Raw genomic sequence first — 11,688 nt, forward strand, 5'->3', positions numbered from 1 at the left:
AATTCAAGTTGCCAAGAGTGACGGCAGGATTGGCAAAGGTAACGTTGATGACCAGAACGAGATCGCCCATTACGATGAATTCCTTTAATTGCACAACAAGATGGGCAGGTTACATCAATCTTTGCCATCTGAATCTTCTCCAAATAGGCATACTATACAAGATTCAATAAATTGACGTCATGACCAGAATATCTTAAGTAACTAAAATTTATCAAATCAGGTAACAATAGTATCTTATTATTCTCAGTATAATGTCCGTATTCACTTTTAACAGAATATATTTCCTGCTTCATAGTACTATTTCCTGATAGTATCCCTTTCAACTGCACTAATCACACATTTATAACAACATCTTATCTAGGTATTTAAGTTACCTCAGAATGTAAAAAAATGTACTCCCTACCATATTCTTCCACCAACTCTATCATTTCTACATTTTTTAATCATCAGACGTTCCATTAATTACATATTCATTTTAAAATAATAGTAATTAAAAATAACACTATTAATTTAATAACCTACTTTACTTTATATTCATTATAAAAAAACAATAAATATGAGAATATTGCGATTTATTTCCATTATTGAGAGCCAATACGAATTTTTTTGTAATCGTGAATAGATGATTGCTCTGTTCAACCAGAAAAATAAAGGGCTACATAAAATAGCCCTAAATAGAAATAATTGCGTATCAATGAGTTAATTTTTTGCACTATCCAACAGTTTTTGCCAAGTTGCCAAAACCAAAACCTGATCTGGTGGAGCCAATTCTCCCACTTTAATCGCTTTGTGGACACTTTCTTCAACACGTTGATGAAGCTGCTCAACAGTGTTTGCCCCTTCTTGTTCTAATTCAGCAACAGCTAATGTCAGATGCCCGCGGAGGTATCCACCAGCAAATAATTCGTCATCACTGGCATGTTCAACCATATCATCAATTTGCGCCAGAATGCGTGTTTCAAACTCTGCGAGCATTATTTTTTTCCTCAAAATCAATTTCAATTAGCAAAGAGATCTTCCGGATAAGGAAAATGCTCTGCTTTTAGTGGAGGCGTATTGTAGAACGATTGCAGGCCGTGAATAAAGCGTGCAGCTCGTGTAGGCATCCCATTTTCGAGGTATTGTATTACTTGCTTATGCACTTTCCGCTGAAAAGCAAGACGATCCGGCTCAAAATCGCCTTCGAGATTGTCACAACTGACATTAAAGGGAAACCCCGCTGCTACACAGAATAACCATTCCAAAGACTGAGGTTTAACCTCCACTTTTTCAAACTCTCCCTGAGTTTGAGCATCACGCCCATCAGGGCAATACCAGTAACCGAAATCAACCCGTTTGCGGCGTTCTTCTCCCGCAATGCACCAATGAGAAATTTCATGCAATCCACTGGCATAAAAGCCATGAGCAAACACTATTTGGTTATAATTCACTTCACCATCTGCAGGTAGATAAATCGGCTCATCATCACCTTTTATCAAACGGGTGTTATAGTCATTACTAAAGCAATTATCAAAAATTTCAATCAGTTGTTGATAATGATATGCAGTCATGTATTAATGCAGAATCCTAAATCAAAAATAAAATGCCAACCAAGAACGGATAATATCTCCATAATGGTCATAAAGAAGTTTGATACTCATCAAAAAAGAAATAGTCACCAGCATTGGACGAATAAGTTTCTGCCCTCTGCTCAGCACCAAACCAGCGCCTAACCTCGCACCAATCATTTGGCCTATCAACATCACAAAACCTACCAGCCATAAGACCTGCCCACCAAGAATAAAGAACCCCAAGGCACCGATATTAGATGCAAAGTTCAGTACCTTGGCATGGGCCGTTGCTTTTGCCAAATTGTAGCCACAAAGCATGACATAAGAGAGTGCGAAAAAAGATCCCGTTCCCGGCCCAAACACGCCATCGTAAAAGCCAATCCCACTCCCGGCGAGACAACCAAATGCAATTGGACCAAGACGACGCTGCCGATCTTCTGCTCCAATATTCGGCACCAATAGAAAATAAAGACCGATAATTATTACCAGCGCCGGCAATAAATATTTCAGAAAATCCGGTGACACAAATTGAACCAGCAAAGCTCCCAACATGGCACCCATAATCGTCATGACAATCGCAAAACGCTGTGAACGTAAATCCACTATACCGCGGCGGATAAAATAAAGACTGGCAGATAAAGAGCTGCCTACAGCCTGTAATTTATTTGTTGCCAGTGTCTGAACAGGAGAAACCCCTGCTGATAGCAGGGCAGGAATGGTCAATAACCCACCGCCCCCTGCAATAGAATCGATAAATCCCGCAACTATCGCAACCAAAAAGAGGAAACCGTAAATTTCCGGCCCTAACAATGTCCATTCCATTATACATTTCACCAGAAAACTGCTTGCCTATTATCACAATGCTTTTCAGCACCTGCCGAGGTTTATATCAGGAGCCTCTTCCTGAACTACCAACGTGGAAGTGGTGGCGTCACATCGGCACATTGAGCCCGTTGGCGCAGTAAGTGATCCATCAGTACAATTGCCATCATTGCTTCTGCGATAGGTATTGCACGAATACCAACACAAGGATCGTGTCGGCCACGAGTTACCATATCCACTTCTTCTCCCTGGCGATTGATTGTTTTACCTGGCACCATAATGCTGGATGTCGGTTTCAGGGCAATATGTGCAACAATCGGCTGACTACTGCTGATCCCGCCTAAAATGCCGCCAGCATGATTACTGGTAAATCCCTCAGTTGTAATTTCATCGCGGTTTTCGCTGCCTCGTAAGTTTACAACACCGAAACCGTCACCGATTTCAACGCCTTTTACCGCGTTAATACTCATCAAGGCATGAGCAATATCTGCATCCAAACGGTCAAACACCGGTTCACCCAATCCCGCTGGTACGTTTTCAGCAACTACACTGACTCTCGCGCCAATGGAATCACCTTCTTTTTTCAATGCCCGAAGCAGTTCATCAAGCTGTGTCAGCTTACTGGCATCGGGGCAGAAAAAGGGGTTCTGTTCAACAAGATCCCAATCTTTCAGTTCACAATGAATCTCGCCCATTTGGGTCAGGCAGGCACGGATAAGAATACCGTGTTTTTCAGATAGGTATTTTTTAGCAATCGCCCCTGCTGCAACGCGCATGGCGGTTTCACGGGCTGATGAACGTCCGCCGCCACGATAATCACGCAATCCGTATTTCTGTTCGTAGGTATAGTCAGCATGGCCTGGGCGGAAAACATCTTTAATCGCACTGTAATCTTGGGAACGCTGATCGGTGTTTTCAATCATCAGGCCGATACTGGTGCCTGTTGTCACTCCATCAAAAACACCAGAGAGGATACGCACTTGATCTGGCTCACGACGCTGTGTCGTATAACGGGACGTTCCCGGACGACGCCTGTCCAAATCGATTTGTAAATCAGCCTCTGTAATAGCAATGCCTGGTGGAACACCATCGACAATACATCCCAGAGCAATTCCGTGAGATTCACCAAATGTGGTGACACGAAAAAACTGCCCAATACTATTTCCTGCCATTCTTACCCTGCCATCATTATTTATGCGTTAAAAATGAGATCGAATAACAATAACTCACCCAATGATTAAAACCTATCTTATTTCAGCAATTTTATTTGCCTTTATATCCACCATATTTCAAACCACAACGTTATTGGTCAGGCTATGATTTGCAATTTATTAGATATAATTTCATACAGTGTTTGTTTTAACCATCGAGTGCCATTAAAAATATTTAATCTTTGAACTGTTGGAAATATTCGTGATACTCAACCAGTTGCTGGCGGGTCAACATGAAAACACCATCACCACCATGTTCGAACTCCAACCATGTAAACGGCACTTCTGGATATTTCCCAATCAGATGCACCATAGTATTACCGACCTCACAAATAAGTACTCCGTTTTCCGTCAGAAAATCAGATGCTGTCGCCAGAATACGACTAGCCAATTGCAATCCATCAATTCCCGCAGCTAATCCCAATTCAGGTTCACAATGGAATTCGTCCGGCAGATCGTTCATGTCTTCTTCATCCACATATGGAGGATTGGTGACAATGAGATCATATTTCATTGGTGGCATATCACGGAATAGATCAGAACGAATCGGAATAACGCGATGGGAAAGCCCGTGATTCTCGATATTCTGCTCGGTGATCGCCAGTGCATCAGCTGAAATATCAACTGCATCCACTTCAGCTTCAGGAAATGCATGAGCACAAGCAATCGCAATACAACCACTTCCTGTGCAAAGATCCAAAATAGTCGATGGTTCGTATGAAACCAATCCTTCAAATTGGTTGTTAATCAATTCGCCAATCGGTGAGCGAGGAACCAAAACCCGTTCATCAACATAAAATTCGTGACCACAGAACCAGGCACGATTTGTCAGGTAAGCGACTGGAATACGCTCATTGATGCGACGCAAAACACGCTCAACAATGCGATGGCGCTCTGTTGATGTTAAGCGCGATGCCATCATTGTTTCGGGAATATCCAGAGGCAGATACAAAGTGGGAAGAACTAATTGCAAAGCCTCATCCCATGGATTATCCGTTCCATGCCCATAATAGATATTGGCGGCATTAAAGCGGCTGGTAGACCAACGCAGCATATCCTGAATGGTCTGTAACTCTGCAACAGCCTCATCTACAAAAATCTTATCCAAAAACCACCTCCAAATAATAAAATATATTAACGCGCTAGTTTGCCATGTTCCCTGACACAAATCAGCTTTCTGGACATGCGAATTATCTCAGGGATCGATGGTATTCGGAGGAAAAGATAACATTAGGATAAAAAATCGTGTTAAGAAAAGATCAGGTCAAAAAAGCAAGATTAACAAGGAATAGATTCTTAAATAAAATGCCACCCTATATAAACGGAATGGCATTTTTAGATAATTTGCTGGTTATTTAGCCTTTTTCACCCACAAATAATAGCTTATGGTCAACAATGCTATCCATACAACCCCAACATACAATGCAATTCGGGTATTGGGGAAATAGCCTAATATACCAATAACAAATACCATAAAAGCTATGGCCAGAGTCGGTGCAACAGGCCAAAAAGGAACTGGGAATTTAAGCTGTTTGACTTCTTCTGCCGGCATTTTACGACGCATGATATATTGTGACAGCAAAATCATCAGCCACACCCAAACGGTGGCAAATGTCGCGATAGAAGCAATGATGACGAAAACTTTTTCTGGCAGAAAATAATTTAAAACAACACCTATCAACAAGATCCCTGACATTACCAGCACTGTGACCCACGGTACTCCGCTTTTAGTCAATTGTGTAAAAGTAGCTGGAGCCTGTTTTTCCTGCGCCATGCCATACATCATCCGCCCAGCGCCAAAAATATCACTGTTGATCGCAGAAATTGCAGCGGTGATCACGACAATATTCAAAATATTGGCTGCTGAATCAAGTCCCAAGCTAGAGAATATCTGAACAAATGGACTGCCATTTTGTCCCACTTGATTCCACGGATAAATGCACATCAAAACAAACAGTGTAAGAACATAGAACAGTAAAATACGGAGCGGAACAGCATTGATTGCGCGTGGGATGGATTTTTCCGGATTTTTAGCTTCACTGGCTGTGATACCAATGACTTCAATGCCACCAAAGGCAAACATAACGACCGTAAACGAGGCTATTACTCCCGCTACGCCATTGGGCATGAACCCACCATGTTCCCATAAATTAGATAGGCCAGTGACATGGCCCGCTTCCTGACCAAATCCATACATCATTATGGCAAAACCGCCAACAATCATGGCAATAATTGCTGCAACCTTAATGATAGAAAGCCAAAATTCCATTTCACCAAAAACTTTGACGTTACATAGGTTTATTGCCCCAATGAAAAAGACAATGCTAAGTACCCAAATCCACTGTTCAACATGGGGAAACCAGAGCTTCATATAGATGCCGAATGCAGTTACGTCAGCCAGACAAACAACTAACATTTCAAAAACGTAAGTCCATCCGGTCAGAAAACCCGCCAGTGGCCCTAAGTAGTGAGTGGCATAATAAGAGAAAGATCCCGGTGCAGAACGATGTACCGCCATTTCCCCCAATGCCCGCATGACCATGAATACTGCCACGCCACCTATGGCATAAGCCAACAATACCGCTGGCCCCGCAGCTTTAATGGCTTCCGCTGAACCGTAGAAAAGACCTGTGCCAATTGCCGATCCCAGAGCCATAAATCGAATGTGGCGAACGCTTAACCCTCGCTTGAGTTGTGAGATGTTTTGCATGATTTATCCTTGTGTCTTTTATTATTAGATTGGAAGAGATAAATACTACGATAAGGCCGGATACTATCCGGCCTAAGACGATGTGTTTGTACTTAGTTTTCTAAGATCTTGCCAACAGGCAACAATGCAGAAAGTTGCTGCTCAGCCAACAACTGGATTGCTTCCTCAATATCCGGTGCGAAAAAGCGATCTTTATCATAATGTGCGACTTTATCACGGAGGATATGGCGGGCTTTTTCCAAAATCAGGCTACTCTGCAAGCCATGACGGAAATCCATACCCTGACATGCCGTCAACCATTCAATGGCTAAAATTCCACGCACGTTATCTGCCATTTCCCACAGACGACGACCTGCGGCAGGTGCCATTGAAACGTGATCTTCCTGATTGGCAGAAGTTGGCAGACTATCAACACTGGAAGGATGCGCCAACGCTTTGTTTTCACTTGCCAGAGCCGCCGCAGTTACCTGTGCAATCATGAAACCGGAGTTCACACCACTGTTTTCGACCAGGAATGGTGGCAACTGAGACATATTACTGTCCATCAGCAAGGCAATGCGGCGTTCTGACAATGAGCCAATTTCAGCCAAAGCGATGGCCAGATTATCTGATGCCATAGCGACGGGCTCAGCGTGGAAGTTACCACCAGAAATCACTTCATCTTCTTCAGCAAATACCAGCGGATTATCTGAAACTGCATTGGCTTCAACCATAATCACGTCAGCAGCATGGCGGATTTGGGTTAAACAAGCACCCATCACTTGTGGCTGACAGCGCAATGAATAAGGATCCTGAACTTTCGGGCAGTTTTTGTGAGAATCAGAAATTCCACTCTGTTCTTCCAATACCAAACGGTAAAGGGCTGCCACATCAATTTGGCCTTTTTGACCGCGCGCATCATGGATACGGGCATCAAATGGTTTACGGGAGCCCAGCGCGGCTTCAACAGACAAGGCACCACAAACAATAGCTGATGCAAGCAAATCTTCTGCGGCAAAAAGTCCTTTCAAAGCAAAGGCTGTGGAAGTTTGTGTACCGTTGAGCAGCGCCAATCCTTCTTTTGCTACAAGGCAAATTGGCTTGAGTCCTGCTTTTTCCAGTGCGACTTTTGCCGGCAACCATTCACCACGGTAGCGAGCTTTCCCCTCTCCCAGCAATAACAGGCTCATGTGCGCCAATGGCGCCAAGTCACCGGAGGCCCCCACTGAACCTTTGCTTGGAATACAGGGATAAACTTCAGCGTTAACTAAGGTAATCAATCCCTGAATCACTTCCAGACGAATGCCGGAATAACCACGGGCAAGGCTATTGATTTTCAACACCATAATCAGTCGGACAATTTCATCCGACAGAGGCTCACCAACTCCCGCAGCATGTGACAACACAATGGAACGCTGCAATTCTTCCAAATCCTGTTCTGCAATACGGGTATTCGCCAGCAAGCCAAAACCTGTATTGATACCATAAGCCGTTCTGTTTTCACTGATGATGCGATTCACACAAGCGACACTGTTCTCTATGGCAGGGAAGCATTGTTCGTCCAAACTAATGTGAACAGAGTGCTGATAAACATGGCGTAATTCTTCAAGCGTCATTTTTCCTGGATGAATAGTAATATTTTTCATTTCGACAACGCTCCTTATTTTGTATCAGTCACTGGCTGGTTTAACATTGGCAGGTTTAGCCCCTGCTCTTTCGCACACTGGATAGCTATCTCATAACCCGCATCAGCATGGCGCATCACTCCCGTTGCTGGATCATTGTGTAATACACGGGCAATACGTTCTGCGGCTTCATCAGTTCCATCACAAACAATGACCATGCCAGAGTGTTGAGAGAATCCCATACCAACGCCACCACCATGATGCAAGGAAACCCATGTCGCGCCACTGGCGGTATTCAGCAAGGCATTCAATAATGGCCAATCAGAAACAGCATCAGAACCATCTTGCATGGATTCAGTTTCACGATTGGGGCTGGCGACAGATCCGGAATCCAAATGGTCACGGCCAATTACGATAGGTGCTGAAAGTTCCCCGCTGCGAACCATTTCATTGAATGCCAACCCTAATTTGGCACGATCTCCCAAACCCACCCAGCAAATACGTGCGGGCAGCCCTTGGAAGCTGATGCGTTCTCTCGCCATATCCAACCAACGGTGTAAATGGGTGTCATTCGGCAAGAGCTCTTTTACTTTGGCATCAGTTTTATAAATATCCTCAGGATCACCAGAGAGTGCTGACCAACGGAAAGGCCCGATACCACGGCAGAACAGAGGGCGAATGTAGGCAGGAACAAATCCAGGAAAATCAAAGGCATGTTCAACACCTGATTCTTTCGCCATTTGGCGGATGTTATTACCATAATCGAATGTAGGTATTCCCTGCTTTTGGAAAGCCAGCATGGCTTCAACATGTACAGCCATTGAAGCTTTTGCCGCTTGAATCACAACTTCTGGTTCACTTTCGGCACGGCGGCAATACTCTTCCCATGTCCAACCAGCGGGCAAATAGCCATGTAATGGATCATGGGCGCTGGTTTGGTCAGTCACCATATCAGGACGCACACCACGGCGAACCAACTCAGGCAAAATCTCAGCAGCATTACCGCACAATGCTATGGATACTGCTTTGCCTTCTTGGGTATAACGTTTAATACGCGCCAAAGCATCATCCAAATCAACTGCCTGCTCATCCACATATTTGGTACGCAGACGAAAATCAATGCGGCTTTGCTGGCACTCGATAGTCAATGAAGACGTGCCTGCCAATGTTGCAGCCAATGGCTGGGCTCCTCCCATCCCTCCCAAACCCGCCGTCAATACCCAACGTCCGGCTAAATTACCGTTGTAATGTTGACGCCCTGCTTCCACAAAAGTTTCATAAGTACCCTGAACAATGCCCTGACTACCGATGTATATCCAACTACCGGCGGTCATCTGACCATACATTGCCAATCCCTTGGCATCCAATTCATTAAAATGTTCCCACGTCGCCCAATGTGGAACCAGATTTGAGTTTGCAATTAATACTCGCGGAGCATTTTCATGAGTTTTAAACACTCCCACGGGCTTACCTGATTGCACCAGCAAGGTTTCATCATTTTCCAGATTTTTCAGAGTTTCAACGATTCTTTCATAGCAAGCCCAGTTTCTGGCGGCACGACCAATCCCGCCATAAACGACCAATTCGCAGGGATTTTCTGCCACATCAGGATCAAGGTTATTCATGAGCATACGAAGTGGTGCTTCGGTCAACCAACTTTTTGCTGTGAGTTGCGTCCCTCTGGGAGAGCGAATGGTTACGTTGCTGAATTTATTATTTTGTATCGTCACGGTTTTTCCTATTTCACCTTTATGAATTTTGTTAATTGTATAGTTGTATATACATGTATATTCAATAGGCAAAAATGTGACGGAGATAAAGTTGATAATACGGAGCACAATGCTATTTATGATAAAAATCAATGGAATGATATTGATTTATTCCGTGATACATAGGGAAATGTTTTTGCTGGTTTTGTGTTTAATATCACATTTGATTTACATTATTATCACAATGATTGATGAAAAAACCTCTTCTACCCAAAAAGGAAAAAGAGGTTTTTTGTAGTTGGATAGGCAAATTATGAACTAAAACGCCCTTTCAATTTATATCGATGCCCAGGAAATAATAACTTGGCACTGGAAACAATAAACTCTTTCGACCAAGTTCGTCGGCTAATTAATAAACAAGGTGTATTGACTTCAATTTGTAATAATCGACAAGAACGAGCATCTCCCGCAACGGCTTCAACAACATGCTCCCCCTCTGTCAATGGTGCAACCTGAGATAAGTAATCATGAGCCGTTTGCTGACTAAAATCTTGCCTCATATACTCTGGTGCTGCCTGAACATTGACATAGCGATCCTCAATTTGCACCGGTACATCATTTTCATAATGGACAATGATAGAGTGGTAGAGAGGCGTACCTACCGCAATATTGAATTCCACAGCCTGAGTCATATTGGCGTTCACTTCAGAGAGTTTCAGCACTTTACAACTATGTCGGTTAGAGCGAGAAGTAATTTCATCTGCAATACTGTGAATCTCAAATAAAGCTGATTGCCCTTTCGGCTCAGAAACAAACGATCCCACACCTTGCAAACGGAATAGAAAACCTTCTGCCATTAGCTCTCTCAATGCCCTGTTAGCGGTCATGCGACTACAGTTAAATCGCTTGACTAATTCAGCTTCCGAAGGAACCCGATCATGCGGTTTCCATTCCCCCGTATAGATTTTTTCAATAATCGCTTGTTTAACTTTCGCATACAAAGGCACTGGTCTGTCATATGTATCAGGTAAATCGTCTGTCACTATCCCTTCCTTCTCACTTTTTACTCTCTTCCACTTATTCTCCTCCACTGACTCTCCCCATCAACCTATCCATTCCACCAGTGCACCAACTGCCATGCCAAGCGAGCTGCCGCTTTCCCTCCCATTCCCTGGATATCATACAAAGGGTTAAGCTCAACCAAATCTACGGCTTGCAATTTTCTGCTCTGACAGATGAGTTGAACCAATGGCAATAAACGTTCCAGCGGAACCCCCAGCGCCGCAGGGGCAGAAACGGCTGGCATTTGCCAAATTGGCAACACGTCCAAATCAATCGTCATATAAATAATATCAACCTGATTGATTATATCTTGCAGTTGCTGCTGTACCTTATCCAACATGGATTCAACACAATGAGTATCCCAAATAATTGTGACATCAAGATGATTGGCTTCATCCAACAACGCTTGAGTATTTGATGCCAAACTGGCTCCAACACAACTGTAATTAAATAGGCGATGATTCTGCTGACAGTAATGGGCAAGTTGCCGAAATGGGGTTCCTGATGTGGGCTGCGACGCATTTCGCAGATCCAAATGTGCATCAAAATTGATGATGCCAACACGCTGCTCTGGAAACGCACGGTAAATCCCCATTCCATGGGCAAATGCGGTTTCATGTCCCCCACCAAAAATCAGCGTCTTCATATTATGCTGCTGGCATTCATAGACAGCATCACTGAGTGCCTTTTGTGCCTCACTCAACTCACCGGGATTAGCGCGAATATTTCCCAAATCCACCAACTTATCATGACCATCATAACTCGCTAGGTTTGCCAACGATTGGCGCAAATATTCAGGCCCCGATTTCGCGCCCGGGCGCCCATGATTGAGTTTGACGCCTTCATCACATTCAAATCCCAATAGCGCAATGTGGTGAGGAAATTCAGCGGGTGTGAAACTGACAGGCTGTTTTATTGTTTGGAATACACGTAAAGCATTATCAGCTTCTGCAAGATCATTACGCCCTTGCCAAATATTTTCTGATGTCGGATGCCATAAATTCATATTTTTTTCCTCAC

11 protein-coding genes are annotated in these 11,688 nt (G+C 43.7%); all 11 read right to left on the bottom strand.

Going from position 1 to position 11,688, the window contains the following annotated elements; translation table 11 throughout:
• On the bottom strand, positions 1–128 hold a 128-nt coding region (locus tag Xvie_RS25840; protein ID WP_139838891.1), incomplete at its 3' end, for an IS1 family transposase.
• 571 nt (positions 129–699) lie between these two features.
• Entirely contained in the window at positions 700–975 is a 276-nt protein-coding gene (locus Xvie_RS14820) for a YfcL family protein (protein WP_086110036.1), read from the bottom strand.
• Positions 976–998: 23 nt separating this feature from the next.
• The gene (locus Xvie_RS14825) at positions 999–1,550 is read right to left on the bottom strand and encodes an elongation factor P hydroxylase (RefSeq protein WP_086110037.1); all 552 of its coding nucleotides are present in this window, start codon (positions 1,548–1,550) and stop codon (positions 999–1,001) included.
• 21 nt (positions 1,551–1,571) lie between these two features.
• Positions 1,572–2,372 (bottom strand): sulfite exporter TauE/SafE family protein, encoded by an 801-nt coding sequence (locus tag Xvie_RS14830; protein WP_086110038.1) that lies wholly within the window; start codon positions 2,370–2,372, stop codon positions 1,572–1,574.
• Between the two features lie 86 nt (positions 2,373–2,458).
• Positions 2,459–3,544 (bottom strand): chorismate synthase, encoded by a 1,086-nt coding sequence (aroC, locus tag Xvie_RS14835; RefSeq protein ID WP_086110039.1) that lies wholly within the window; start codon positions 3,542–3,544, stop codon positions 2,459–2,461.
• 214 nt (positions 3,545–3,758) lie between these two features.
• On the bottom strand, positions 3,759–4,691 hold the full coding sequence (gene prmB / locus Xvie_RS14840; RefSeq protein ID WP_086110040.1) for a 50S ribosomal protein L3 N(5)-glutamine methyltransferase: 933 nt from the start codon (positions 4,689–4,691) through the stop codon (positions 3,759–3,761).
• A 243-nt stretch (positions 4,692–4,934) separates the two neighbouring features.
• Positions 4,935–6,293 carry an amino acid permease gene (locus Xvie_RS14845; RefSeq protein ID WP_086110041.1) on the bottom strand — a complete coding sequence of 453 codons (1,359 nt, stop codon included), beginning with the start codon at positions 6,291–6,293 and terminating at the stop codon, positions 4,935–4,937.
• A 92-nt stretch (positions 6,294–6,385) separates the two neighbouring features.
• On the bottom strand, positions 6,386–7,918 hold the full coding sequence (gene hutH / locus Xvie_RS14850; protein ID WP_086110042.1) for a histidine ammonia-lyase: 1,533 nt from the start codon (positions 7,916–7,918) through the stop codon (positions 6,386–6,388).
• A gap of 14 nt (positions 7,919–7,932) precedes the next feature.
• Complete coding sequence (gene hutU / locus Xvie_RS14855) at positions 7,933–9,627, bottom strand: urocanate hydratase (RefSeq protein ID WP_167376285.1); 1,695 nt, start codon at positions 9,625–9,627, stop codon at positions 7,933–7,935.
• Between the two features lie 290 nt (positions 9,628–9,917).
• On the bottom strand, positions 9,918–10,649 hold the full coding sequence (gene hutC / locus Xvie_RS14860; RefSeq protein ID WP_422645940.1) for a histidine utilization repressor: 732 nt from the start codon (positions 10,647–10,649) through the stop codon (positions 9,918–9,920).
• 65 nt (positions 10,650–10,714) lie between these two features.
• A complete protein-coding gene (gene hutG / locus Xvie_RS14865; protein ID WP_086110043.1) occupies positions 10,715–11,674 on the bottom strand; it encodes a formimidoylglutamase in 960 nt (319 codons plus the stop codon).
• Positions 11,675–11,688 lie beyond the last annotated feature (14 nt).

The sequence above is a fragment of the Xenorhabdus vietnamensis genome, assembly GCF_002127535.1.
GTDB classification, from domain to species: Bacteria; Pseudomonadota; Gammaproteobacteria; order Enterobacterales; family Enterobacteriaceae; genus Xenorhabdus; species Xenorhabdus vietnamensis.

Bases quoted from the DNA above. Each gene is read 5' to 3' on its own strand.
- Xvie_RS14820 (WP_086110036.1), bottom strand. From the start codon at position 975: ATGCTCGCAGAGTTTGAAACACGCATTCTGGCGCAAATTGATGATATG.
- Xvie_RS14825 (WP_086110037.1), bottom strand. From the start codon at position 1,550: ATGACTGCATATCATTATCAACAACTGATTGAAATTTTTGATAATTGC.
- Xvie_RS14830 (WP_086110038.1), bottom strand. From the start codon at position 2,372: ATGGAATGGACATTGTTAGGGCCGGAAATTTACGGTTTCCTCTTTTTG.
- aroC (WP_086110039.1), bottom strand. From the start codon at position 3,544: ATGGCAGGAAATAGTATTGGGCAGTTTTTTCGTGTCACCACATTTGGT.
- Xvie_RS14845 (WP_086110041.1), bottom strand. From the start codon at position 6,293: ATGCAAAACATCTCACAACTCAAGCGAGGGTTAAGCGTTCGCCACATT.
- hutH (WP_086110042.1), bottom strand. From the start codon at position 7,918: ATGAAAAATATTACTATTCATCCAGGAAAAATGACGCTTGAAGAATTA.
- hutG (WP_086110043.1), bottom strand. From the start codon at position 11,674: ATGAATTTATGGCATCCGACATCAGAAAATATTTGGCAAGGGCGTAAT.